This is a genomic window from Methylobacterium sp. FW102-HT35C08, assembly GCF_058790235.1.
The window spans coordinates 4,535,012-4,558,683 of record NZ_JBYTCL010000002.1 but is presented as its reverse complement, the minus strand read 5'-3'; the positions used below and the strand labels follow the sequence as shown (position 1 = coordinate 4,558,683).

Annotated in this window: 21 protein-coding genes and 1 pseudogene; 14 read left to right on the top strand and 8 right to left on the bottom strand. The window is 69.0% G+C overall.

From position 1 onward, the window contains the following. Window positions 1-40 precede the first annotated feature (40 nt). The 6 genes from AC3WSN_RS21645 to AC3WSN_RS21620 all read left to right on the top strand — a co-directional run bounded on the left by AC3WSN_RS21645 (window position 41) and on the right by AC3WSN_RS21620 (window position 7,127). Complete coding sequence (locus AC3WSN_RS21645; protein WP_492540726.1) at window positions 41-1,624, top strand: ABC transporter substrate-binding protein; 1,584 nt, start codon at window positions 41-43, stop codon at window positions 1,622-1,624. Beyond that, window positions 1,621-2,607 carry an ABC transporter permease gene (locus AC3WSN_RS21640; RefSeq protein WP_492540724.1) on the top strand — a complete coding sequence of 329 codons (987 nt, stop codon included), beginning with the start codon at window positions 1,621-1,623 and terminating at the stop codon, window positions 2,605-2,607. Before AC3WSN_RS21645 ends, AC3WSN_RS21640 begins: the two co-directional genes overlap by 4 nt. Next, window positions 2,607-3,443 carry an ABC transporter permease gene (locus AC3WSN_RS21635; protein WP_492540722.1) on the top strand — a complete coding sequence of 279 codons (837 nt, stop codon included), beginning with the start codon at window positions 2,607-2,609 and terminating at the stop codon, window positions 3,441-3,443. The genes AC3WSN_RS21640 and AC3WSN_RS21635 overlap by 1 nt, the downstream gene beginning before the upstream one ends. Continuing rightward, a complete protein-coding gene (locus AC3WSN_RS21630) occupies window positions 3,440-5,089 on the top strand; it encodes an ABC transporter ATP-binding protein (RefSeq protein ID WP_492540720.1) in 1,650 nt (549 codons plus the stop codon). Before AC3WSN_RS21635 ends, AC3WSN_RS21630 begins: the two co-directional genes overlap by 4 nt. 113 nt (window positions 5,090-5,202) lie before the next feature. Beyond that, window positions 5,203-6,102: a fatty acid desaturase gene (locus AC3WSN_RS21625; protein WP_492540718.1), complete on the top strand. Its 900-nt coding sequence runs from the start codon at window positions 5,203-5,205 to the stop codon at window positions 6,100-6,102. Beyond that, window positions 6,099-7,127 (top strand): alpha/beta fold hydrolase, encoded by a 1,029-nt coding sequence (locus AC3WSN_RS21620; protein WP_492540716.1) that lies wholly within the window; start codon window positions 6,099-6,101, stop codon window positions 7,125-7,127. The genes AC3WSN_RS21625 and AC3WSN_RS21620 overlap by 4 nt, the downstream gene beginning before the upstream one ends. Before the next feature lie 480 nt (window positions 7,128-7,607). On the opposite strand, the gene AC3WSN_RS21615 is transcribed toward AC3WSN_RS21620, so the two are convergent. Continuing rightward, on the bottom strand, window positions 7,608-8,555 hold the full coding sequence (locus tag AC3WSN_RS21615) for a dihydrodipicolinate synthase family protein (protein WP_492540714.1): 948 nt from the start codon (window positions 8,553-8,555) through the stop codon (window positions 7,608-7,610). 104 nt (window positions 8,556-8,659) lie between these two features. Further along, entirely contained in the window at window positions 8,660-9,337 is a 678-nt protein-coding gene (locus tag AC3WSN_RS21610; RefSeq protein WP_492540712.1) for a GntR family transcriptional regulator, read from the bottom strand. A gap of 117 nt (window positions 9,338-9,454) precedes the next feature. Between AC3WSN_RS21610 and AC3WSN_RS21605 the strand changes: the two genes are divergently transcribed. Further along, window positions 9,455-11,047, top strand: coding sequence for an ABC transporter substrate-binding protein (locus AC3WSN_RS21605; protein WP_492540710.1), 1,593 nt, complete (start codon window positions 9,455-9,457; stop codon window positions 11,045-11,047). Between the two features lie 80 nt (window positions 11,048-11,127). Here the strand turns inward: AC3WSN_RS21605 and AC3WSN_RS21600 are convergent. The 6 genes and pseudogenes from AC3WSN_RS21600 to AC3WSN_RS21575 form a co-directional block, all read right to left on the bottom strand. Further along, window positions 11,128-11,420 (bottom strand): annotated as a pseudogene (locus AC3WSN_RS21600) (transposase); the annotation flags it as partial. Between the two features lie 480 nt (window positions 11,421-11,900). Next, window positions 11,901-13,067: a M24 family metallopeptidase gene (locus tag AC3WSN_RS21595; RefSeq protein WP_492540708.1), complete on the bottom strand. Its 1,167-nt coding sequence runs from the start codon at window positions 13,065-13,067 to the stop codon at window positions 11,901-11,903. 26 nt (window positions 13,068-13,093) lie between these two features. After that, on the bottom strand, window positions 13,094-13,774 hold the full coding sequence (locus AC3WSN_RS21590; protein ID WP_492540706.1) for a GntR family transcriptional regulator: 681 nt from the start codon (window positions 13,772-13,774) through the stop codon (window positions 13,094-13,096). A 67-nt stretch (window positions 13,775-13,841) separates the two neighbouring features. Beyond that, window positions 13,842-14,651, bottom strand: a complete 810-nt coding sequence (locus AC3WSN_RS21585; RefSeq protein ID WP_492540704.1) for a transporter substrate-binding domain-containing protein — start codon at window positions 14,649-14,651, stop codon at window positions 13,842-13,844. Between the two features lie 66 nt (window positions 14,652-14,717). Next, entirely contained in the window at window positions 14,718-15,401 is a 684-nt protein-coding gene (locus tag AC3WSN_RS21580; RefSeq protein WP_492540702.1) for an amino acid ABC transporter permease, read from the bottom strand. A 34-nt stretch (window positions 15,402-15,435) separates the two neighbouring features. Next, window positions 15,436-16,242: an amino acid ABC transporter ATP-binding protein gene (locus tag AC3WSN_RS21575; RefSeq protein WP_492540700.1), complete on the bottom strand. Its 807-nt coding sequence runs from the start codon at window positions 16,240-16,242 to the stop codon at window positions 15,436-15,438. Window positions 16,243-16,565: 323 nt separating this feature from the next. Between AC3WSN_RS21575 and AC3WSN_RS21570 the strand changes: the two genes are divergently transcribed. From AC3WSN_RS21570 to AC3WSN_RS21540, 7 genes are all read left to right on the top strand, one after another. Continuing rightward, window positions 16,566-17,822, top strand: coding sequence for a Zn-dependent hydrolase (locus AC3WSN_RS21570; RefSeq protein WP_492540698.1), 1,257 nt, complete (start codon window positions 16,566-16,568; stop codon window positions 17,820-17,822). Between the two features lie 26 nt (window positions 17,823-17,848). Continuing rightward, window positions 17,849-18,622 carry a LamB/YcsF family protein gene (locus AC3WSN_RS21565; RefSeq protein WP_492540696.1) on the top strand — a complete coding sequence of 258 codons (774 nt, stop codon included), beginning with the start codon at window positions 17,849-17,851 and terminating at the stop codon, window positions 18,620-18,622. Then, window positions 18,615-19,349: a 5-oxoprolinase subunit PxpB gene (gene pxpB, locus AC3WSN_RS21560; RefSeq protein WP_492540694.1), complete on the top strand. Its 735-nt coding sequence runs from the start codon at window positions 18,615-18,617 to the stop codon at window positions 19,347-19,349. Before AC3WSN_RS21565 ends, pxpB begins: the two co-directional genes overlap by 8 nt. Next, the gene (locus AC3WSN_RS21555; protein WP_492540693.1) at window positions 19,342-20,376 is read left to right on the top strand and encodes a 5-oxoprolinase subunit C family protein; all 1,035 of its coding nucleotides are present in this window, start codon (window positions 19,342-19,344) and stop codon (window positions 20,374-20,376) included. The genes pxpB and AC3WSN_RS21555 overlap by 8 nt, the downstream gene beginning before the upstream one ends. A gap of 48 nt (window positions 20,377-20,424) precedes the next feature. Further along, entirely contained in the window at window positions 20,425-20,838 is a 414-nt protein-coding gene (locus AC3WSN_RS21550; protein ID WP_492540691.1) for a VOC family protein, read from the top strand. A 479-nt stretch (window positions 20,839-21,317) separates the two neighbouring features. After that, window positions 21,318-21,548 (top strand): hypothetical protein, encoded by a 231-nt coding sequence (locus tag AC3WSN_RS21545; RefSeq protein WP_492540689.1) that lies wholly within the window; start codon window positions 21,318-21,320, stop codon window positions 21,546-21,548. A 190-nt stretch (window positions 21,549-21,738) separates the two neighbouring features. Continuing rightward, complete coding sequence (locus AC3WSN_RS21540) at window positions 21,739-23,196, top strand: DUF1254 domain-containing protein (protein ID WP_492540688.1); 1,458 nt, start codon at window positions 21,739-21,741, stop codon at window positions 23,194-23,196. The last annotated feature ends 476 nt before the right edge of the window (window positions 23,197-23,672 follow it).

Below are 23,672 nucleotides of genomic sequence, written 5' to 3'. Positions count from 1 at the left end.
TCGCCCCGGCGCAGGTTCCGAGGCGCTGGAAAGGTCACGGATGAACCGTCGCGATTTCGCCAAGCTCGTTCTCGCCGCCGGTGCGGCGGGGCCGGTTCCGTTCGGCATCACGCGGGCCTTCGGACAGACCCGCGGCGGCATCCTCAACACCGTGATCCAGCCCGAGCCCGCGATCCTGGTCTCGGCGCTCAACCAGCAGGCGCCGACGCTCACGGTGTGCGGCAAGATCTACGAGAGCCTGCTGACCTACGATTTCGATCTCACGCCCAAGCCCGGCATGGCCCAGAGCTGGGAGCGCAGCCCGGACGGCCTGACCTACACGTTCAAGCTGTTCCCCGGCATCACCTTCCACGACGGCTCGCCGATGACCGCGGACGACGTGGTGTTCTCGGTCACCAAGGCGCTGATGGAGGCTCACGCCCGGGCGCGCGGCACCTTCGCGCGCCTCGCCTCGGCCGAGGCGCCGGATCCGCTGACCGTCGTGTTCAAGCTGAAGGAGCCCTTCGCGCCGTTCCTGCATGCCTTCGACGCCACCACCGCGCCGATCATCTCGAAGGCGCTCTACCAGAACACCGACCTGCGGCAGAACCCGAACAACGCCCGGGCGATCGGGACGGGACCGTTCAAGCTCAAGGAGTGGGTCAAGGGCTCCCACATCCACCTCGTGCGCCACGAGGGCTACTACCGGAAGGGCGAGCCCTATCTCGACGAGATCTACTACCGGGTGATCCCGGACGCGGCCTCGCGGGCGGTCGCCCTGGAGAGCGGCACGATCCAGCTCACCCAGTGGAACGATGTCGAGGCCTTCGACGTGCCGCGCCTCAAGGCGCTGCCGAACCTCGACATGACCACGAAGGGCTACGAGTTCTACGCGCCGCATCTCTGGCTGGAGATGAACACCCGCATCGCGCCGATGAATGACCGGCGCTTCCGCCAGGCGGTGCTGTACGCCATCGATCGGGAGGCCCTGCGCAAGCGCGTGTTCTTCGGCCTCGGCAAGGTCGCCACCGGCCCGGTCTCGTCGAAGACCCGGTTCTACGAGCCGGACGTGCCGAAATACGAGTACGCGCCCGCCAAGGCGGTGGCGCTCCTCGACGCGATGGGCCTGAAGCCCGGCGCCGACGGCAAGCGGGTGAGCCTGAAGTACCTCGTGCCGCCCTACGGCGAGATGTGGCAGCGGGTGGCCGAGTACGTGCGCCAGTCCCTCGGCAAGGTCGGGATCGACATCGTGCTGGAGGGCATCGATGTCGGCGGCTGGGCGGCGCGCTGCGGCAACTGGGAATTCGAGATCTCCGCCCCCTGGACCTACCAGTACGGCGATCCGGCGCTCGGCGTGTCGCGCTCCTATATTTCCTCGAACATCCGCAAGGGCATCCTGTTCTCGAACACGTCCGGCTACAGCAACCCGGAGGTCGACCGGCTGTTCGAGGCCGCCGCCGTGGCGCCGGACGACGCCACCCGGCAGAAACTCTACAGCCAGGTCCAGAAGATCTTGGTCGAGGACGCCGCGGTGGCGTGGCTCATGGAGCTCGACTTCCCGACCTTCACCGACAAGCACATCAAGGATCTCGTCGTCACCGGCAGCGGCGTGAACGACACCTTCGCCCGGGCCTACCGCGCATGAGGATGCTGGCCGGACTGGCCGCCTGGATCGCGCGGACGCTGGCGGTGATCCTGGTCATCGCCAGCGTGAACTTCGCCCTCGTCCACGCGGCGCCGGGCGATCCCGCGCAGGTCATCGCCGGCCAGTCCGGCGCCTCGGACGAGACCCTGCTCCGCCAGCTCCGGGCCGAGTACGGCCTCGACCAGCCCTACGCGGTGCAACTCGCGACCTATCTGGGCCGGGTGCTGCGGCTCGACCTCGGCTATTCCTACCGGCAGCAGCGGCCGGTCCTCGGCCTCGTCCTGGAGCGCCTGCCCGCGACCCTGCTGCTGACCGGCACGGCCTTCGCCCTGGCGCTCGGCTTCGGGATCCTGCTCGGCACGCTCTCCGGGGTGCGGGCGGGCCGGTGGTCCGACACGCTGATCGGCCTCGTGGCGCTGGTGCTCTACGCCATGCCGGTCTTCTGGCTCGGCCTGATGCTGGTGTTGGTCTTCTCGGTCCAGCTCGAATGGCTGCCGGCCTTCGGCTACCGCAGCGTCGGCGCGACCTTCTCGCCGCTCGGGCAAGTGGGCGACGTGCTGGCGCATCTGGTCCTGCCCGCCGTGTCGCTCGCCGCGGTCTACCTCGCGGTCTACGCCCGCCTGATGCGGACCGCGATCGTCGAGGTCGCCGCCCAGGATTACGTGAAGACCGCCCGGGCCAAGGGCCTGACCCGCGGCCGCGTGATCCGCGACCACATGATCCGCAACGCGATCCTGCCGGTGGTCACCGTCGCCGGCATGCAGGCCGGGGCGCTGGTCGGCGGCTCGGTGGTGGTCGAGACCGTCTTCGCCTGGCCGGGCCTCGGCCGGCTGGTGTTCGAGGCCCTCAGCCAGCGCGACTACCCCGTCCTGCTCGGCCTCTTCCTCGTGATGTCGGTGCTCGTGATCCTGATCAACATGCTGACCGACCTGCTCGCGCGGCTGATCGACCCGCGGATCGCCGCCTCCGCGAGGGCCGCGTGATGGGCTTCGTTCGCGCGTTCCTGCGCAATCCCGGCGGCCCGATCGGCCTCGTCCTCCTCGCCGCGGTGGTCGCGGTGGCGCTGCTCGCGCCGCTTTTGGCGCCGGTCGATCCCTGGGAGATGGTCGGCGCCCCGTTCGAGCCGCCGTTCAGCCCGGACCTGCCCCTGGGCTCCGACACGATGGGCCGCGACATCGCGGCCGGCCTCGCCCACGGTGCCCGGGTCTCGCTGGCGATCGGCCTGTCCTCGACGCTCGCGGCCCTGCTGGTCGGGGTCGTGGTCGGCGCGACCGCCGGGTGGTTCGGAGGCTTGGTCGATGCCGGGCTGATGCGGGTCGCCGAGCTGTTCCAGACCATCCCGGGCTTCATCCTCGCCGTCCTGCTGGTCGCCACCCTGGGGCCGTCGCTGTCCCACGAGATCCTGGCCATCGCGGCGATCAGCTGGCCGCCCCTGGCGCGCCTGACCCGGGGCGAGTTCCTGCGGCTGCGGAACCGGGATTTCGTGCGCGCCGCCACCTGCCAGGGTGAGCGCCCGGCCGCCCTGGTCCTGCGCCACATCCTGCCGAACGCCGTGGCGCCGATCATCGTCACCGGCTCGCTCACGGTGGCCACCGCGATCCTGATCGAGAGCGCGCTCAGCTTCCTCGGCCTCGGCGACCCGAACTTGATGTCCTGGGGCTACATGGTCGGCGCCGCCCGCACGGTCATCCGGCAGGCCTGGTGGATGAGCGTCTTCCCCGGCGCCGCGATCCTCGTGACGGTGCTGGCCATCAACCTCGTCGGCGAGGCGCTCAACGACGCGCTCAACCCGCGGCTCGCCCGTGGGAGCCGCGCATGAGCGCGCCAATCCTGTCGATCACCGACCTCTCGGTCAGCCTGCCGGCGGGCGCCGACCGCACCCAGGCGGTGAGCGGCGTCTCGCTCACCGTCAACGCCAACGAGATCGTCTGCCTCGTGGGCGAGTCCGGCTCCGGCAAGTCGATGATCGCCCACACGATCCTCGGCCTGCTGCCGCCGGGCGTGGCGATGGCGGGCGGCGCGGTCACGCTGCGCGGGCGCGACATCGCCACGGCCTCCGAGGCGGAGCTGCGGGCCGTTCGCGGCCGCGACGCCGCGATGATCTTCCAGGAGCCGCTGAGCGCGCTGAACCCGCTGAAGCGGGTCGGCGCGCAGATCGCCGAGGCCATTCGGGCCCAGGCCCCCGCGACGCCGCGCGCCGCGGTCGCCGCACGGGTCAGCGCGCTGATCGAGGCCGTCGGCCTGCCCGACCCGGCCCGGATCCGCGACAGCTTCCCGTTCGCATTGTCGGGCGGCCAGCGCCAGCGGGTGATGATCGCCATCGCCATGGCCAACAACCCGGCGCTGCTGGTGGCCGACGAGCCGACCACCGCCCTCGACGTCACCACGCAGGCCCAGATCCTCGCGCTGATCCGCCGGCTCCAGGGCGAGCGCCGGATGGGCGTCCTGCTGATCACCCACGATTTCGGCGTCGTCGCGGAGGTCGCCGACCGCGTCGTGGTGATGCGCGACGGCCGGGTCGTCGAGCAGGGCAGCGCCGAGGCGGTCCTGACCGCGCCGCGCGATCCCTACACCCGGGCGCTGGTTGCGGCGGTGCCGCATGCCGGCAGCCGCCCGGCGCGCGCGGCCCCGGCGGCGCGGCCGCCGCTCCTCGCGATCGAGGCGCTCTCGAAGACCTTCACCCTGCGGCAGGGTTGGTTCCGCCCGCCCCGGCATGTGGTCGCCGCGGACGCCCTCTCCCTCACCCTCGCGGCCGGCGAGACGGTGGCGGTCGTCGGCGAATCCGGATCGGGCAAGTCGACCCTTGGCCAGATGATCCTGCGCCTGGCGGAGCCGGATTCGGGCCGCATTACCTTCGAGGGCCAGGATCTCCTGGCCCTGCGCGGCGAGGCCCTGCGGGCCGCGCGGCGGCGCATCCAGATCGTGTTCCAGGATCCGTTCGCGGCGCTCAACCCGCGCCAGAGGGTCGGCGATGCGATCGCCCGCGGGCCCATGGCCTACGGGGTGCCGCGAGATCAGGCGATGGCCGAGGCGCGGGCGCTGCTCGACCGGGTCGGCCTGAAGGCTTCCGCGGCGGACCGCTTCCCGCACGAGTTCTCCGGTGGCCAGCGCCAGCGCATCTGCATCGCCCGGGCGCTGGCGCTCAAGCCGCGCGTCCTCGTCGCCGACGAGGCGGTCTCGGCCCTCGACGTCTCGGTGCAGGCCCGCGTGCTCGACCTGCTCGCCGAGCTCCGGGCCGAGTACAACCTCGCGATGCTGTTCATCACCCACGACCTGCGCATCGCCGCGCGGATCGCCGACCGGGTGGCGGTGATGCGGCAAGGCCGGATCGTCGAAGCTGGGCCAGCCGAGGCTATCTTCGCCGCGCCCGAACACGCCTACACGCGTGGCCTCCTGGCGGCGATGCCCGGGCGGCGGCTGTTCGGCGGTCTCGACGCGCCGACGCCCGAGGCGCTGACCGCCTGAGGGCGCCTCGAACCGTGCAGGCGCGGCCCGGCCCGGCCGCGAAGACCCGCGAGACCGGCACAAGGGATGCACAGGCCGTATGTTTTCGCGGCGCGCACCATTCAGGGAGATCCATGGCTTCGGCGACGGGACGAATTCTGACGGGCGCGGAGATCAAGGCGCTGTCGCAGCGCTCGGACCTGCGCGGCGCAGCGCGCCTCGGCGCGCATGTTCTGATGCTGGCCGGTTCCGGCTGGCTGGTCTGCCGCTCCGGGGCCTGGACGCTGCTTCCCGCCATGCTGCTGCTGGGCGTCGTGCAATCGGCCCTGTTCGCGCCGATCCATGAGACCATCCACCTGACCGCGTTCCGCTCGCGTCGAGCCAACGCCGTCGCCGGCTGGCTGGTGGCCTGCCCGTCGCTCTTGAACTGGCACTTCTACACGGCCTTCCACCTCGCCCACCACCGCCACACGCAGGATCCCGAGCGCGATCCGGAACTCGCGTTGCTGCCCCCCTCCACCCTCGACGCTTATGTCTGGCGCGTGATGGCGCTGCCCTATTGGCGCACCCGCCTCCAGGTGGTCTGGGCCGGCCTAAGCGGCGATCTCTCGGCCTATCCCTTCATCACGGAGCGCGCCGCGCCGCGCATCATCCGATCGCTCCGGCTCATGTGCGCCGTCCTGCTCGGCGGCTCGGCTCTCGCCATCGCGCTGGTCGGCTGGTGGGCGCCCCTCGTGTTCTGGATCGGGCCGCAGCTCCTCGGGCAGCCGTTCCTGCGGCTCTACCTGCTCACCGAGCACACACTCTGCACCATGGACGACAATGGCCTGACCAACACACGCACGACCTTGACCAACGGACTGATGCGGCTGCTCATGTGGAACATGCCGTTCCACACCGAGCACCATCTCTACCCATCGATCCCGTTCCACCGCCTGCCGGACGCCCACGCGGCTATGCGCGAGCGGCTCGGCGTGTTGCAGCGGGGCTACGCTCGCTGGCACGTGGGGTTCTTCCGGACGCTCCGCCCATGACCAGCTGGCCGACGGCCACCGGCAGCTTCGCGCTCGGAGACCTGTCCCTCCAGGCGGGCGATCTCCTGCGGAGCGCCACGCTGCGCTGGAAGACTCACGGCACCCTCTCTCCTGCGCGCGACAACGTCGTGCTCTACCCGACGAGCTACGCGGCCCAGCACCCCGACCTCGAATGGCTGATCGGACCCGAGGGGGTGCTCGATCCGGCCCGCTGGTTCATCGTCATCCCGGACATGTTCGGCAACGGCCTGTCGTCGAGCCCGTCGAACAAGCCGGACTGGCCCGGCCTCGTCACCGCCTGGGACAACGTCCACGCCCAGCGCCGCCTGCTCGCCGAGACCTGGGGCATCGAACACCTGCACGCGGTCTACGGCTGGTCCATGGGGGCGCAGCAGGCCTACCACTGGGCGGCTTTGTTCCCCGATCAGGTCGCCCGGGCGGTGATCAATTGCGGCAGCGCCCGGACCGCCACGCACAACCGCGTGTTCCTGAAGGGCCTGATGGCGGTGCTGGAGGCCGCGCCCGAGCATCGCGGCGCCGGCCGCTTCTCGGCCGAGCCCGCCGCCGCGCTCCGGGCCTTCGGGCGCATCTACGCGGGCTGGGCGCTCAGCCAGGACTTCTACCGGGCCGACCTGCACCGCACCGCCCTCGGCGCCCCGGACCTCGACACCTTCCTGCGCACCGACTGGGAGGAGCGCTTCGCCCGCCGCCCGGCGGCCGATCTGTACGCGCAGCTCCGCACCTGGGAGGCGGGCGACATCAGCCGCGACCCGCGCTTCGGCGGCGACCTCGCACGGGCGCTGGGCGCGATCACGGCCCGGCTGCTGCTGATGCCGGGCGAGACCGATCTCTATTTTCGCGTCGCCGACAACGCCGCCGAACTGCCGCACCTGCGCGAGGCCGTCCTGCGGCCGATCCCGAGCGTCTGGGGCCATCGCGCCGGCAATCCCGCGGCCAACCCGGCCGACGCCGCCTTTCTCCGCGATACCGTGCGGGCCTTCCTCGGATCGTCCGAGGACATATGAGCGATGACCTCCGCATGCCTGAGACGCGGCAGATTCAAATATCCGCCCGGAGCCGGGACCGAGCGTTGGAGTGATTCAATCCGCGACGTTCGCCGCAGCGTCCGCTTTCGAGATGCTGCCGGGCCTCGGATGGACGGCGACAATGGGCGCAAAGCTGAAGGTCCGGTTTTGCGCTCATCGGCGATCCGGCATGGCGTGGTTTGGCCAAAACCGTCCTTGGAGGTCCGGCTTCGTGCGCTAAGCGTGATCAAAGCCTCAGCGGCGACGCATTGCAGCGAGCTGTAGAGACGGGCTCTCTCTACCGACGTCGGCTCGGGGAACACAAAGCTACCCTGCCTCATGACCCTCGCCGCCACGCCGCCCTAGGCTCCGCCGCGGACTCGCATTCCCCACTGGGCCCGAAATCGGGCCGCCAACCGCGCTCGATTGCGCTCCTGCATGCACTTCCCCGCGAGATCGTGCCGGCAGCCGACCTGACAGCTAAGCGCGCTCTTCCGACCACCGCGCGTACCACGCCTTGAAGATCCGCAGCTGGTTCTCCGCGTAATGGCGCTGGCCGGCACTCAGCGCGTCGGAGGCATTGAAGTGGAGCGCATATTCCGGGCTCCCCTCCAGCACCATCAGGTACTTGTAATAGAGCACGAGGTCGGGCCCCTCGTCGAAGCTCGACAGGATCGCCAGCGCCGCGTCGAGCTCCCCCGCCCGTCGCCGAGCCAGGACATCGCCGGTGGCCGCCTTCTCGCACAGATCGACGAGGTGGAGCACCTCCCGCGGCAGGACGTTGCCGATGCCCGTGATGGCGCCCCGGGCGCCGCAATTGACGTAGCCGTGCACCACCTGCGTATCCACCCCGACCATCAGAGTGATGTCGGGCGACTGGCCGGCGATGTGCTCGGCCGCGTAGGTGAGCGAGGCCGCGCCGCCGAATTCCTTGAACCCGACGAGGTGCGGGTAGCGGGCGCGCAGGCGGAAGAACAGCTCCGCGCGGGTCTCAAAACCGTAATAGGGGCTGTTGTAGATCACCGACGGCAGGTCGACGGCCGCCTCGAGGATGCCGCCGAAATGTGCCTCCTGGGCTGCGGCCGAGCTGCCGCGCGACAGGACCCGCGGGATGATCATCAGCCCATGGGCGCCGGCCGCCTTGGCGTGCGCCGCGAGCGCCGCGGCCCGCTTCGGGTTCTGCGCGCCGGTCCCGACGATCACCGGGACGCCGGCAGCGAGCAGCCGCTCGACGCCCGCCATCCGCTCCTCGTCGGTGAGCAGCGGCCAGTCGCCCATCGAGCCGCAGTAGACGACCGCCGACATGCCGGCATCGACGAGCTCGCGCCCCTTGCGGGCGAGGGCGTCGAGGTCGGGCGTCCGGTCCGACCGGCAGGGCGTCATCAGGGCCGGGATCGTGCCGGAGAAGATTTGTCGATCGAAGGCCATCGCCGGCTCGCCTGGTGGGAGGTGGGATCGTCCCGGCCGGCCTTGCGGGCCTCGCTGGGCGGCACGCCTCTCCATGTCAGCGCCGCGCGAGTCTGGCAAGGATTTTATACAATCACGGTCGAGCGGGCCGGGCTGGGCGTGGCGCCGAGGAACGCCATCAGCGCGGCGGCGACGTGGTCAATATGGTCGGTCAGGAGGGCGCAGGCGGCCGAGACGTGGCCGTTCCGGCACAGCCGCACGATCTCGCGGTGCTCGCGGTCGGCCCGTTCCAGCTCGGCGTTGTCGGTGGAGAGCTGCAGGCGGGTGTAGCGGTCGCACTCGGCCAGCAGGGAGCCGACCAGCCCGAGGGCGCGGGGACGCTCCGCCCGGCTGTAGAGAAGGAGGTGCAGCTCCGTGTTAAGGGCACCCCAGCGCGCCGTCGCGCCCGCCCGCAAGGCCGCTGCGTACTCCTCCAGCAGCGCGTCGGCACGAACGTACTCGTCGGCGGTCAGGCGGGGCGCCGAGAGAGCCAAGAGGCGCGGCTCGAGGGCGCCCCGGAGTTCGAGGGCCTCGGCCGCGTCCGCCGGCGAGAGCGGCGCCACCATGGCCCCGCGATGGGGCAGGATCCGCACGAGGCCCTCAGCCTCCAGCTGGAACAGGGCCTCGCGCACCGGGATGCGGCTGGCGCCGAACTCCGCCGCGAGGCCGTCCTGGCGGAGCTGGGAGCCGGCCGGATAGCGTCCGTCGAGGATGCGCCGCCGGATCTCAGCCCCGATCGAACCCGCGATGGTCTGGTTCTTCATCGTCTCGCTCCCGGTCAGGCCCTGGCGCTCCGCAGGACCCTTGACGGCGGAGCTCCGGTGTTGAAATTGTATAAAATCAATCGGGCATCTGGCTCGATCAGGACAAGGGTGCCCGCGATGACGCTCTCCCGTCGCCAGCTTCTGGCCGGAACCGCAGGCGCGGCCGTTGGCCTCGGACTCCCACACCTGGTCCGGTCCCAGCCTGGCGGCGGCAGCGTGCTACGCTTCATCCCGTCAACACCCCTGCCGTCCCTCGATCCGATCGTCGCCACGAGCTACGTCATCCGCAACCACGGCTATCTCGTCTACGACACGCTGTTCGCCACCGACGAGAATTTCCGCATCCAGCCGCAGATGGTGAGCGACTGGCAGACCGCGCCCGACGGCCTGCGCTGGACCTTCCATCTCCGCGACGGCCTCACCTTCCACGACGGCTCGCCCGTCGGGGCCAAGGACTGCATCGCCTCGCTGGCGCGCTGGTCCAAGCGCGATGCGTTCGGCCAGACCCTGGCGGGCTTCGTGGAGGCGTACGGCCAGGAGGATCCGCGGACCTTCACGATCTCCCTGAGGAAGCCGTTCCCCCTGCTCCCTGCGGCGCTCGGCAAGCTGTCCTCCAACGTGCCCTTCATCATGCCGGAGCGCATCGCGCTGCAGGACGCCTCCAAGCCGATCGCTGACGCCACGGGCTCCGGGCCTTGGCGCTTCGAGGCGCGGGAATGGATCCCAGGACAGAACGCGATCTACACCCGCCACGCCGGCTACCGCCCGCGCGAGGAGGCGCCCTCCTGGGCCGCGGGCGGCAAGGTCGCCAAGGTCGACCGGATCGAATGGCTTGCCATCACCGAGGCGTCGGCGGCGGTTGGCGCGATGATCCAGGGGACGGTCGACTGGTACGAGCAGCCGGCGATCGACCTGATCCCCGTCCTCAAGGGCAAGCCGGGGATCGAGATCCGCAACGTGCCTCTCGGGCTGATCCTGCTGATGCGGTTCAATCACACGCAGCCGCCGTTCAACAATCCCGAGATCCGCCGGGCCGTGATGATGGCCATGAAGCAGGACGACTACATGCAGGCGGTGGTCGGCAGCCCTGAATACTACCGGGAGGCCAAGACCTTCTTCACCCCGGGCTCGCCGATGTCGACCGGCGCCGGCGGGCCCGACGCTATGCAAACAGATCTCGCCAAGGCCAAGGCGATGCTGGCCAAGGCCAGCTATAAGGGCGAACGTGTTGTGCTGTTGGCCCCGGCCGACCAGCCGATTGCCTACAACCAGTCGCTGGTGACCCAGGACCTGCTCAAGCAGCTCGGGATGAACGTCGATCTGGTCTCCACCGACTGGGGCAGCTTCATCGCCCGCCGTGGCAATCGCGGGCCGGTCGATGCCGGGGGCTGGTCGCTATTCCACACCCTATGGTCGGGGGCGGACGTGCTCAACCCGGCCCTGCACCCGCTGATCCGGGCCAACGGTCAGGCCGCGTGGTTCGGCTGGCCCGACGACCCGACGCTCGAGACGCTGCGCAGCGACTGGATCGCCACCAGCGACGAGGCGCAGCAGAAGGCGCTCGCCGCGCGCATCGAGGAGCGAGCCTTCGCGGTCGTACCCTACGCCCCGGCTGGCCTCGTGCAGCAGCCGATGGCCGTCAGCAATAAGCTCAAGGGCATGGTCATGGCGCCCGTGCAGTTTTTCTGGAACATCGAAAAGACCGGCTGATTCCGGGCGTTGCTTCGCCCACCGTCTTCATGAGCGCAGCAGAGCAGTTCAGTGGCGCCACGCTTACAGACGCCTCACTGCGCGCCCTGAAGCTGCTCCAACCGCACATGGTGCAGGGCGACCCTTAAACCGGCCGCCTGCCACGCGCCCAGACGTCGCCAAAGGGTCTTGCCGCTGCAGCCTACTTCGGATCGCGGCAGGTGCTTCCACTTCATTCCCGTGCGCAGAACCAAGAAGATCCCCGCCAGCGCGGCCTGATCCGAGGCCCCGGCCGGCCACAATTTGGCATCCCTGGCTCAGGCGGCAGAAGCGGCCTTATCACCCCTCGAAGATCGTCGAGTACGAGAGCGTCCCTACCCCAACACCGACACATTGGCTTTGTCCTGCGCTCTATTGTTGGAATGTCAAGAGCGGAGCTCCGAAGTGCGACTGGCGGGTCGATAGCTTGCGGGCCCAGCTAGCCTCCCTCGCGGCTTGCGAGGTTTTCGTCGGCGTCGCGCTTGAGGGATGGTGAAGTGGGCGCGACTGAGGTCCGCTATAACACCCAGGAGTCCCTGCATACGGGGAGGAAACAGAGCAAATTCCCCAACTCGGACCTGGGCCTGAGGTGTTCACGTCTTCTTCGGGGATGTCGCCATGCTGCCTCGAATGACCGAGACGGGCGCAAAGCCGAACGGCCGATTTTGAACGGGTTGGCGACCAGGCATGGCGTGGTTTGGCCGAAAGCATCCGTTCCGATTTGAAGCAACATTGAAGGAGAAGCGGACACTGGCACGCGAGCAATACAGTCGCGTTCGCTGCAGACAGTCCGGCCTCCATGTTGCCTAACCAGATAGCGATTATGTCGGCTGCCTTAACGCAGCGACAGGGTACGGGGGAGGTCGGAAAGGGGCTCGACCCCGTTTGCGGTGACGATGACGGTCTCAGAGGCGCCGACCGTCCAGGCGCCGAACCGGCGCAGGGTCGCCGGCAAGTGGAACACCATGCCGGGCTCGATCGGCCGGTCCTGTCCGGTGAAGAGCGAGAGCAGAGCGCCTTCTCCCCAGTCCGGCGCGAAGGCGACGCCCATCGAGTAGCCGATGCGCTTGCGGAAGGCCGGGCCGTAGCCCGCCGCGTCGATGACGGCCTGCGCCGCGGAATGCGGGGCGGCGCAGGGATGGCCGGGTCGAATCGCGCCGAGCGCCGCGTCGAGCGCGCGAAGGGCGCAGTCCATCATCCGCGACGCCTCTTCCGGTGGCGGGCCGATCCAGACGCTGCGCATCAGCGCCGCGTGGTAGCGGGCATGGCTGCCGGCGAGTTCCAGGAAGACCGGGTCGCCCGGCTCCAGCCGGCGCCGCCGCCACGTCATGTGCGGCAGACCGCTGCGCGGGCCCGACGCGACCAGGGGCTCCATCGCCATGGACTCGGACCCGGCGGCCGTCGCGGCCGCCAGCATGGCGGCGGCGATGGCGTTCTCGTCGGTGCCCGCCGCGCACGCGTCGAGCCCCGCGGCGAGCCCGGCCTGCGCATACCGGGCGGCGGCCCGGATCGCCGCGAGCTCGGCCGCCGACTTCACCGCCCGCAAGGGGGCGAGCAGGCCAGAACCGTCGGGCAGCGGGTCGCTTCCGAGGGCGGCGTCGATCCGCGCCGCGAGCGCCGGCGAGACGAACCAGCCGTCCCGCTCCAGGGCCGGCTTGGCGAGCTTGCGCCGCCGCACCAGCGCCGCCAGGGCCTCGGCCGGGTCGGCGCCGTCCGGGTAGGCCTGGATGTCGTCGAGCCACGTGTTGGCGGCCGCGCCCGGAAGCTCGAGCTGCCGGACCAGGAGCGCCGGGTCGCCCTCCACCGGCACGAGGAGGGCCTGGAAGGCGAAGTAGCCCGCGGTCTGGCGGCCGGTCAGCCAGTAGATCGTCTCCGGGCCGGTCACCACGAGCGCGTCGTGGCCGGCCGTCGCGATGGCGGTCCGGGCCGCCGCCTGCCGGGCGGCGAACTCCGCCTCCGGGAAGGCCGTCTCGCGGCCGCGCAGGTCCGTGAACTCGTGCATCGCGCCGCCCCCGCCGCTGACTTCGCTCAGACTTCGCTCAGGCGCCGGATGATGCCCTGCTTGAAATTCTCGAGATGGGCCGCGATGGCGTCCGCCGCTGCCGCCGTGTCCCGGGCCCGCAGGGCGGCGACCACCGCGAGGTGCTCGCGATGGACCGCCTCGAACCGCTCGGGCATCCGGCTCAGGTTGAACATCTGCGTCTTGAGCCGCAGGTCCTTGATCGTCTTGGCGAGGATCGCGTTGTGGCTGTGATCCGCGATCAGGTCGTGGAAGCGCCGGTCGACCTCCCAGTTGCCCGGTGCATCCGGGTCGCCCGCCGCCAGCAGCGCCTCCATCTGCCGCTGCAGGTCCGCCAGCACCGCGTCGGCGATCCGACCGGTGGCCAGCACGACGCTCTCGCGCTCCAGGAGGCGGCGGACATGCAGGATCTCGATCAGCTCGCGCAGGGAGAACTCCTTGACGACGAGCATCCCGCCGGGCTGCCGCTCGATCAGCCCCTCGGTCTCCAGTCGCGACATCGCCTCGCGGGTCGGGGTCCGGGAGATGTCGAGCATCTCGGCGAGGCGGCGCTCGTGCAGCACGGTGCCGGCCGGAAGGTCGCGGCGGACGAGCATGTCGAGCAGCCGATCGTAGGCCATCTGACCGAGGCTCTGCTCGCGCCGAGCATTGAGCGCCGTCGTGTACGACGATGCGTTGAGGGTTTTCATCGCGTCCTCCCGGAGCGGCCGGCCGGGCCGCTCCCGACTTCTTCTCTGGCGCCGGCCCCGCGCCCGCTCACATGGCGGGCGTGCGGATCGGCTCCTTCGGAGCCGGGTCATAGCCGATCAGCGGCGTGAGGAGCTTGGCGTAGGTACCGTCCGCGACCATCTCGGCCAGGGCCTTGTTGACGGCGGCGTGCAGGTTCGGCTTGCCCTTCTTGATGGCGAAGCCCTTCTGGATGGTGCTGAGCGGGGTCTCGATCATCACCAGCGGTAGCTTGCGCGCCTTGATGGCGTAGTTGCCGGCCACCGCGTCGTTGATCACCGCGTCGATGTTGCCACCGACGAGGTCCTGCATGGCGTCCGCGGCGGTCTTGTAGCTCTTCAGGGTGGCACCGTGCTCCTCGGCGAGCTTGCCGAAGGTCGAGGCCGAGAGGGCGCCGACGTTGCGGCCTTTGAGATCGTCCGGCCCCTTGATGCCGGTATCCTTGCGGGTGACGATCCGCGCGCCGGATTCGAGCCACCCGTCCGCGAAGGCGACCTGCTTCTGGCGGGCGGGGGTGATGTCCATCGACTCGCTGGTGATGTCGTACTGATCGGCCATCAGGCCGACCAGTAGGGCGTCGAACTTGATGTTGACCGGGCTGTACGCGAGTCTGAGCCGCTGGCAGACCTCGCGCATCACCCGGACTTCCAGACCGTCGAGCTCGCCGCTCGGCGTGCGCATGCTGAAGGGCGCGAAGGTGCTGTCGGTGGCCACGATCAGCTTGCCGGGCTCGATCAGCTCGAGCTTGCCCTCGGCCGCGCGGGCCGCTGGAGCGGCGAGGAGGCCGGTGCCGAGGCTGGCGCAGAGGGCGGCGAGGGCGAGGACGTGGCGGCGGTTCATGGCGGTCTCCGGTCTCGGGACGGGGCGGGAGGGGTCGGCCGCGGCCCGTCCCGCGGCGGGTGAGGCTCAGGACAGGCGGGCGTAGCGCCGCTCGAAATAAGCCGAGAGCTGCGACAGGATCGACGTGAGGCCGAGGTAGATCAGCGCCGCCGCGATGTAGAAATCGAACGGCCGGAAGGTCGTGGCGATCATGAGCTGTGCGAAGAGCGTCAGCTCGACCACCGTGATCGTCGACAGGAGCGAGGTGTTCTTAACCGCCGAGATCGCCTCGTTGGTTAGGGACGGCAGGATCATGCGGAAGACCTGCGGCAGGACGATCCGGACCATCATGATCCGCGGGTTCATGCCCAGCGCCAGCGCCGACTCGACCTGACCCCGGGGGATCGCCGCGAGGCCGGCCCGGATGGTCTCGGCCACGTAGGCGCCACTGCTGACGCCTAGCGCGATGATGCCGGCGGTCACGGGCGAGAGCTTCACCCCGATCTGCGGCATGCCGAAATACACGATGAAGACCTGGACCAGGGTCGGCGTGCCGCGGATGAACCAGACGTAGAAGCTCGCCAGCGCCCGGAAGGGCGCGAAGGACGAGCGCTTGCCCAGCGCCCCGAGCAGGCCGCAGACCCAGCTCACCAGGATGCTCGCCACCGTGACGCCGAGCACCACCAGGGTCGCCGAGAGGAAGCCGGGGCCGTAGGTGACGACCTCGTCCGAGAGGGTGAGCCACCAGTCCTGCAACGCCGCGACGCTCATCGCTGTCCGATCTCCCCGATAATGGCGTGGCGGCTCACGCCGTCTGTCCGGGCGCGGCGGCCTGGTGCAGGACGCGCCGGAGGAACTGGCGCAGCCGCTCGCTCCGGGGCGCGCCGATGATGGCGTCGGGCGGCCCGTCCTCGGCGATCACGCCGCCATCGAAGAACAGGGTGCGGGTTCCGACATCCCGTGCGAAGGCCATCTCGTGGGTGACGAGCAGCATCGTCATCCCCTCCGCCGCGAGGGAGCCCATCAGCGCCAGCACCTCGCCGACCAGCTCCGGGTCGAGGGCCGAGGTCACTTCGTCGAACAGCATCACCTTAGGCGCCATCGCAAGCGCCCGCACGATCGCCACACGCTGCTGCTGCCCGCCGGAGAGCTTCGACGGGTAGGCGTGTCGCTTCTCGTAGAGGCCGATGCGCTGGAGCAGCGCCTCGGCCTCCTCGACCGCCTGCCGACGCGGCATCCGCCGCACCCGGATCGGCGCCTCGACGACGTTCTCCAGCACGGTCATGTGCGGCCAAAGATTGTAGCTCTGGAAGACCATGCCGATCCGCGCGCGCAACTCGCAGAGCTGCTGCGGCGTCGGCTGGCGGCGGGCGCCCTGCTCGTAGTCGAAGGCGAAGCGCTCGAAATCCATGAAGCCGGATGTCGGCGTCTCCATGAGGTTCAGGCATCGCAGGAACGTGCTCTTGCCCGAGCCGCTCGCGCCGATGATCGACACGACCTCGCCCTCGTGGATGTCGAGGGAGATGCCCTTCAGGACCTCGTTAGCGCCGTAGCTCTTGTGCAGCTTCCTGATCTTCAGGAGCGGAGGCGCGGCCGTCTCGATCTGAGCCATCGTCGAACCCGATGTGATGCGATCATCTCGCAGATGTATGCTTCGGTCCACGCCAGATACACGTGTGTTTGCTGACATTCCGGTTATAAAAGCTTCTACATCAGAGGTTTTATTTCGCCTTCGAACCTGTTTTACATTGCCAAGACCTCATCGATGCCTTAACAGAGACGGTATACCGCCGGCATTCAAGCGGTATTTTTGAGCATGGCTGCCTCCGACATGGTCATCGAGCCCCTGGATCCCGGTATTCCCTTCGCGACCGTGCCGTGCGTGTGCCTCATTGTTCAGCCGGTCCAGCGTGTCGGGCCGGCGCGGCAGTCCGCATGACCGGCCTCGCGATCGACCCGAATTTCTGCACGGCGCTGTTCGCCGAGCTCCTGAGCTTCAGTCAGGACGCGCCGGGCGTGACGCGAGCGGCCTACGGCGCTGGCGAGGAGCGCGCCCACGCACTGATGCGGACCACCGGGCAGGCACTGGGGCTCACCGCCGAGACCGATGCGGCCGGCAACCTGTTCCTCACGATGGCGGGGCGCGACCCGGCGCTGGCGCCCTGGATGGTTGGCTCGCACGTCGACACGGTGCCCCACGGGGGCAATTTCGACGGGGCGGCGGGTGTGATCGGCGGCCTCGCGGCCGTGGAGGCCCTACGCCGAGGAGGCGTCATGCCGGCGCGTCCCGTGACGGTGGCGGTGTTCCGGGCCGAGGAGAGCGTGTGGTTCCCGGCCTCCTATGTCGGCAGCCGAGCCGCCTTCGGCCTGCTGCCGCCGGAGGTGCTCGACCTGCCCCGCGCCGATACCGGCCGGAGCCTGCACGACCACATGGTCGACCTCGGCCTGCGGCCGGAGGCGGTGGCGCGTGGCGAACGGCTCCTCGACCCGGCGCGGATCCACGGCTTCGTTGAGATGCACATCGAGCAGGGTCCGGCGCTGGAGGCGGCCGGGATCCCGGTGGGCTTCGTCACGGCGATCAGCGGCAGCTTCCGCTACCGCAAGGCGGCCTGCTTCGGCCGCTACGGCCATTCCGGCGCCGTGGCGCGGGGCGAGCGCAGCGACGCCGTCTTCGCCCTCGCCGACCTGATCACCGAACTGGACGCTCTCTGGGGGGCACTGGAGGCGGAGGGCTGCCCGGCCACGATCACGCTGGGCGAGGTCGCCACCGACCCGGTCCAGCACGCCTTCGCCAAGATCCCCGGCGAGGTCCGCTTCTGCCTCGACGTGCGCAGCACCGAGCCGGCCGTTCTCGACCGGATCGAGGCGGCGCTCGCCGAGCGCGTCGCCGCCATCGAGGCCGCCCGCTCGGTGCGCTTCGTCCTGGGCGAGCGCACCGGCAGCACGCCGGCGCGGATGAGCGCCGCGCTGGTCGAGGCCCTGTCCGGACACGCGCGCCGGCTCGGTATGCAGTTCCGCACGATGGCGAGCGGGGCGGGGCACGACACCGCGACGCTGGCCGGCCAGGGCGTGCCGAGCACGATGATCTTCATCCGCAACCAGAACGGCAGCCACAACCCCGACGAGGCGATGCGGATCGAGGATCTGTGCGCTGCCGCGACCCTGGTGGCCCACTTGGTCGCCGAAGCCTGACCCCGCGCGAAAGAAAGGATGCACCGATGATCGTCGATCTGAACTGCGACATGGGCGAGGGCTTCGGCGTCTACCGTCTGGGCGACGATGCCGAGATGCTGACCGTGGCGACCTCGGCCAACATCGCCTGCGGCTTCCATGCCGGCGACCCGCTGGTGATGCACGAGACCCTGCGCGCCGCCGCCGCGAACGGCGTCCAGGCCGGCGCCCATCCGAGCTTCCTCGACCTGTGGGGCTTCGGCCGGCGGCCGATCCACGGCGAGCGCCCCGCGGACATCGAGAAGGCGGTGCTCTACCAGGTCGGCGCCCTGCTGGCGCTCGCGCAGGATGCCGGCTGCCCGGTGCGCCACGTGAAGACCCACGGGGCGATGGGCAACATGGCCAACGAGGATGCCGACCTGGCTCTGGCGGTGGCCCGGGCGATCCGCACCCTCGACCGCGACCTGATCTTCGTGGTGATGCCCGGCCTGGAGACCGAGCGGGCCGGCGAGAAACTCGGCCTGCCGATCGCGCGCGAGATCTACGCCGACCGCGCCTACACGGACGACGCCACCCTGGTCTCGCGCAAGCTCCCCGGCGCCGTGCTGCACGATCCCGATTCGGTCTCCGAGCGCGTGGCGCAGATGCTGGAGGACGGGGCGATCACCTGCCTGTCCGGGCGGCGCATCCCGACGCGGATCGACACGGTCTGCGTCCACGGGGACACGCCCGGCGCCGTCGCGATGGCGCGCCGCCTGCGCGACGGCTGCGCGGCCAAGGGAATCGCCCTGCGCCCGATGGCCGAGGTGCTCGGTGTCTAAGCCTGGCTACCGCCTCCTTGATTGCGGCGACCGGGCTCTCACGGTGGAGCTCGGCCGAACGGTCGACCCCGCGGTCAACGCGCAGGTCATCGCCCTCGATGCGGCGCTCCGCGGCGCCGGCTGCCCCGGCCTCCTGGAGACCGTGCCGACCTACCGCTCGCTCCTCGTCCTCTACGATCCGGACCTGCTGCCCCGGGCCGACCTCGTCGCGCTGATCGCCGCGCACTGGCCGCCCCCGGACGGGGCGGCGGGGGGGCTGCGCCGCTGGCGGGTGCCGGTCCATTACGGCGGCGCGCACGGCGCCGACCTCGCCGACCTCGCCGCCGGGGCCGGGCTCAGCCTGGAGGAGGTGGTCGCGCTCCATGCCGGCCGCGATTACCGCGTCTACATGATCGGCTTCGCCCCCGGCTTCGCCTATCTCGGCGGCCTCGATCCCCGGCTCCACGCGAGCCGGCGCACCGATCCGCGCCCCAAGACGCCCGCCGGCAGTGTCTCGATTGGCGGGAACCAGACCGGCGTCTCGCCGCCCCTGGAGCTGCCGAGCGGCTGGCAGCTCATCGGCCGCACGCCCGCGCGCTCCTACGATCCGGCCCGGGCCGAGCCGTTCCTGTTCGCAGCCGGCGACCTGATCCGGTTCGAGCCGATCGACCGCGCCGCGTTCGACGCCCTCAGCGAAGCCGCCCGCGCGGGCGAAACCGTCGCCACCCTGGAGCGGATCGATGCCTGAGGGCCTGCGCGTCATCGCCCCCGGCGTCGCCTCGACCCTGCAGGATGCCGGGCGGCCGGGCTACCTGCGCTACGGCATCTCGGGGTCCGGCGCGATGGATCCCGACCTGCTGGCCCTGGCCAATGGCCTGGTCGGCAACCCGCTCGACGCCGCGGTGGTCGAGATGGCGATGGTCGGTCCGACACTCGTCTGCGAGACGGACATCTGCCGCGTCGCCCTCGCCGGGGCGCCCTTCGCGATGAGCCTGAACGGCCACGCCCTTGACCCCTTCACGGCCCATGACCTGCGGCGGGGCGACCGGCTCGTCCTCGGCGGCCCGCGGCAAGGGCTGCGCGCCTGCCTCGCGGTCGCCGGGGGCTTCGCCGTCGCGCCGATGCTCGGCAGCGTGGCGACGCACACCCGCACCCGCCTCGGCGGCCTCGACGGCAATCCTCTAGCCACGGGCGACCTGCTGCCCCTCGCGGCGCCCGCGCCCCGCGACCGTCCGCTCACCCTGCCGCCGGTCCACCGGTCGACCTTCGGCGGGCCGATCCGGGTGGTGCTCGGGCCGCAGGCCGACGGCTTCACCGAGGACGGCCTGCGGGCCTTCCTCTCCGAACCCTACATCCTCACGGCATGGGCGGACCGGATGGGCTACCACCTCGACGGGCCGCCGATCGAACATGCGGACGGCTTCAACATCGTCTCGGACGGGATCGTGAACGGCTCGATCCAGGTGCCCGGCCACGGGCGGCCGCTGATCCTGCTCGCTGACCGCCACACCACCGGCGGCTACCCCAAGATCGCCACCGTGATCTCGGCGGATCTCGGCCGCCTCGCGCAAGTGCGTCCAGGCGAGACGATCCGGTTCTCAGCCGTCGCCGTCGCGGAGGCTCAGGCCATCGCCCGCGCCGCGCGGCGCAGCCTGGCCGCGCGGCTGGCGGCGCTGGTGCCGGCCGGCGGCGGCGCGCTCGACAGCGCGTTCCTGCTGTCCTGCAACCTCGTCGGCGGCGTCGTGTCGGCGCGCGCCCTCGACCCGGCGCCCTGACGGCGCCGCAACACCCTCCCACGAAGCCCACCAAGCAAGAGACCGTCGATGCTCACGCCGTTCCATCTCGCCTACCACGTCACCGATCTCGACGCGGCCCGCCGCTTCTACGGCGGCGTCCTCGGCTGCCAGGAAGGGCGCAGCACCGAGACCTGGGTCGATTTCGACTTCTTCGGCCATCAGCTCTCGCTGCACCTGGGCGAGCCCTTCGCCACCACCCGGAGCGGGAAGGTCGGCAACCACACGGTGATGATGCCGCATCTGGGCGTGGTGCTGCCGCTCGACGCCTGGGAGGCGCTCGCCGGGCGCGTCCAGGCGGCCGGCATCGCCTTCGACATCCCGCCGGTCATCCGCTTCGCCGGCGAGCCCGGCGAGCAGCGCACGATGTTCTTCTTCGACCCGAGCGGCAATCCGATCGAGGTCAAGGGTTTCCGGGATCTGGCCGGCGTGTTCGCCCACTGAAGGGCGCCCATCTTTCATGTCTGCTTTGAGAGAACGCTTCGCACCTCTCGAATGACCGAAATGGGCGCAAAGCCGAAGGTCCGGTTTTGCCCGCTCAGGCGATCCGGCGTGGCGTAGTCTGGCCGTAAGCGGAATGGCTGGTTCGGAGCAGGCCCGCCGGAAAAGCGGACGAGCTCCTACCGACCCAACACGGTCGTTCAGATCGCCGTCGGACATTCCCGAAAGCAGTCACTCGTCGGCCGTCCGGCAACGTCGACTCCGGGTGGTAACCGGTCATTGGGTTGTCGCCCGAGAGCCGACATTCCGCTTGGCGCCCATTGCAGTCGCCATTCAAGCCGGCTTTCCATTCTTTCCCAAGAAGCCACGCGAGTGTCCGATTCGATCAAGCAGGCTTGCCGGTAATCGTTATCGTCCTGCCTGTTGCGCACCGGTTCGGCGTCTCTGATGCGGTCGGGCTGGCCGCACGCGGAGGACCCACTATGAGATACATTCTGGTCATAGTCGGGCTGTTCGCGGGGGTGCTTGCCTATCTCCCGACGGAGGCGAACGCCGTCGTCTGTGCTCGGGGCATCTATCGGGCCGGCTGCGTCGGCCCGCGTGGGGCGGTCGGCGTTCGGCGCGGGATCTACGGACCGCGTGCGGTAGGGGTCGTCCGGCACGGCTATTATGGGCCGCGCGCGATCGGCGTGCGGCGCTACCGGCGCTGGTGATCGCTGCTTCAACCTGTCCACTCTGAGCCACGGTGACGACACCGCTGAGCGACTGGGGCGACCGCCTCATCTTGAGCGGACTGGTCTATCCGTCTAGTCGCAGGTACACCCTGAATCTTAAAAGCCAAGAAATTTAGGATATATCGGCCAAGCATACAAACTCTGGCCGTGGCACTTTGAGTAGGCTGAGATGATGAAGCTGACAACGGCTTTTGTTCTAAGCGCTCTTGCTGGGCTGGCGCTTACATCAGAGACGCAAGCTCAGAGCAACATCTCTAAAGAGGAGGCCTATGATATAGCGGTCGACGCATATCTTTATTTGTATCCGCTCATGTCGATGGATATTTCGCGTAAGACATTCACAAACGTCGAACCGGGCAAGGAATTCGGAAAAGGCCCGATGAATATGTTCGTTAATATACCTGAATATCCTCCTGCAGATTTCAAGGGCGTTGTCCGCTCCAACTTCGACACCCTGTATTCCGTCGCATGGCTCGACGTTACCAAGGAGCCGGTAGTCATCACGGCCCCCAATACCAATGGGCGTTACTACCTCTTGCCGATGCTCGATATGTGGACGGATGCATTCGCCTCGCCGGGCTGGCGAACGACAGGCACGCAGGCCGGGACGTTTCTGGTGGTGCCACCAGGCTGGAGGCCGGATTTGCGCGATCGCTTCGTCGAGGAATTCAAGCTTCCGAAGGACACTCAACGCATAGACGCCCCAACGCCCTACGTCTGGCTGATCGGTCGGACCAAGACGGACGGCCCCCCAGATTACGACACCGTCCACAAGATCCAGGCCGGATATACGGTCACCCTTCTCTCGGACTGGGGCAAGCCGCCGAGGCCGATCGAAGTGAAAATCGATCCGAATGTCGACATGAAGACGCCGCCAAAGGTTCAAGTCGACACGATGCCGGCTGAGAAATACTTCTCCTACGCCGCGGAGGTGCTAAAGCTCCAACCGCCGCATGTTACCGACGAGCCCATCGTGGCGCGAATGAAGAGAATTGGCTTCGAGGTTGGCAAGAGCTTCGACATCAGCAAACTCGATCCCGTGGTGCGCGAGGCGCTGGAGGGCGCCCCCGGAGCCGGCCAGAAGCTCATGGCCTGGAAGCTGCCGACGTTGGCTCGGGTGGCCAATGGCTGGTCGATGAACACCGATACGATGGGCGTTTACGGCAACTACTACTTGAAGCGTGCGATTGTTGCGCAGCAAGGGCTTGGTGCCAATGTGCCGGAAGACGCCATTTACCCGCTCAATCTCGGCGACGAGTCCGGGAAGCCACTCGATGGCGCGAACAAGTACACCATCACATTCGAGAAGGATTCTATGCCGCCAGTCAATGCGTTCTGGTCAATAACTTTGTATGACTCCGCCGGCTTCCAGGTTGGAAACAGCCTCAACCGCTTCGCCGTCAGCAGCTGGATGCCTTTCAAGTACAATGCCGACGGCTCGCTCGACATATATATTCAAAACGAAAATCCCGGGCCGGGCAAGGAAGCCAATTGGCTGCCTGCACCCAAAGCGGCGTTCAATCTGTGCATGCGCATGTACGCTCCGAAGTCTGTGGCCCTCATTGGAAAGTGGAACCCACCGCCGGTGACGAAAGTCGAGGCGCTTCAGAGCCTCGCGGTCCAATAGATGATCCTCTGAGCTTAGGCGCCCAATCGGCAGCGCATCCTGCGCAGCCGAGTTGAACGGTCATTCTACCTGATTGTCCGGACAGGCGGTCACTGCTCCGGGCAATTTTAGGCATTCAACTGAGTCGCGCAGAATGACCTATGTGGATGACGCCGCTTCATCGATTTGCCCATTCCGAAGCTGACAGACGGTTTACGGTCAGATTCAATCATTCATTGCCGCTGAGACTGCCGGCAAGCGGACATTCTGAAAGCCTGAGAAGGGTCGTGAGCGGCCACGGAGGCGATGTCCGCTTCTATCAATTACCGCCCGAAAGCAGACCGGCGGAAAACCACCCATCCCAGTCATTTAGAGGCACATGCCGGTGGGACGGGATGTGGCCGAAAGCTGCTGGTCCGCTTCGGAGAGGATGGCTCGGCAAAGCAGACGGTCCGCTTAGGAGTCGATCGGACGGTGAAACGGACATTCGGCGACTG

Excerpts from the sequence above, each read along its gene's own strand:
- AC3WSN_RS21645 (WP_492540726.1), top strand. The coding sequence starts at position 41 with ATGAACCGTCGCGATTTCGCCAAGCTCGTTCTCGCCGCCGGTGCGGCG.
- AC3WSN_RS21640 (WP_492540724.1), top strand. The coding sequence starts at position 1,621 with ATGAGGATGCTGGCCGGACTGGCCGCCTGGATCGCGCGGACGCTGGCG.
- AC3WSN_RS21635 (WP_492540722.1), top strand. The coding sequence starts at position 2,607 with ATGGGCTTCGTTCGCGCGTTCCTGCGCAATCCCGGCGGCCCGATCGGC.
- AC3WSN_RS21630 (WP_492540720.1), top strand. The coding sequence starts at position 3,440 with ATGAGCGCGCCAATCCTGTCGATCACCGACCTCTCGGTCAGCCTGCCG.
- AC3WSN_RS21625 (WP_492540718.1), top strand. The coding sequence starts at position 5,203 with ATGGCTTCGGCGACGGGACGAATTCTGACGGGCGCGGAGATCAAGGCG.
- AC3WSN_RS21620 (WP_492540716.1), top strand. The coding sequence starts at position 6,099 with ATGACCAGCTGGCCGACGGCCACCGGCAGCTTCGCGCTCGGAGACCTG.
- AC3WSN_RS21615 (WP_492540714.1), bottom strand. The coding sequence starts at position 8,555 with ATGGCCTTCGATCGACAAATCTTCTCCGGCACGATCCCGGCCCTGATG.
- AC3WSN_RS21610 (WP_492540712.1), bottom strand. The coding sequence starts at position 9,337 with ATGAAGAACCAGACCATCGCGGGTTCGATCGGGGCTGAGATCCGGCGG.
- AC3WSN_RS21605 (WP_492540710.1), top strand. The coding sequence starts at position 9,455 with ATGACGCTCTCCCGTCGCCAGCTTCTGGCCGGAACCGCAGGCGCGGCC.
- AC3WSN_RS21595 (WP_492540708.1), bottom strand. The coding sequence starts at position 13,067 with ATGCACGAGTTCACGGACCTGCGCGGCCGCGAGACGGCCTTCCCGGAG.
- AC3WSN_RS21590 (WP_492540706.1), bottom strand. The coding sequence starts at position 13,774 with ATGAAAACCCTCAACGCATCGTCGTACACGACGGCGCTCAATGCTCGG.
- AC3WSN_RS21585 (WP_492540704.1), bottom strand. The coding sequence starts at position 14,651 with ATGAACCGCCGCCACGTCCTCGCCCTCGCCGCCCTCTGCGCCAGCCTC.
- AC3WSN_RS21580 (WP_492540702.1), bottom strand. The coding sequence starts at position 15,401 with ATGAGCGTCGCGGCGTTGCAGGACTGGTGGCTCACCCTCTCGGACGAG.
- AC3WSN_RS21575 (WP_492540700.1), bottom strand. The coding sequence starts at position 16,242 with ATGGCTCAGATCGAGACGGCCGCGCCTCCGCTCCTGAAGATCAGGAAG.
- AC3WSN_RS21570 (WP_492540698.1), top strand. The coding sequence starts at position 16,566 with ATGACCGGCCTCGCGATCGACCCGAATTTCTGCACGGCGCTGTTCGCC.
- AC3WSN_RS21565 (WP_492540696.1), top strand. The coding sequence starts at position 17,849 with ATGATCGTCGATCTGAACTGCGACATGGGCGAGGGCTTCGGCGTCTAC.
- AC3WSN_RS21555 (WP_492540693.1), top strand. The coding sequence starts at position 19,342 with ATGCCTGAGGGCCTGCGCGTCATCGCCCCCGGCGTCGCCTCGACCCTG.
- AC3WSN_RS21550 (WP_492540691.1), top strand. The coding sequence starts at position 20,425 with ATGCTCACGCCGTTCCATCTCGCCTACCACGTCACCGATCTCGACGCG.
- AC3WSN_RS21545 (WP_492540689.1), top strand. The coding sequence starts at position 21,318 with ATGAGATACATTCTGGTCATAGTCGGGCTGTTCGCGGGGGTGCTTGCC.
- AC3WSN_RS21540 (WP_492540688.1), top strand. The coding sequence starts at position 21,739 with ATGATGAAGCTGACAACGGCTTTTGTTCTAAGCGCTCTTGCTGGGCTG.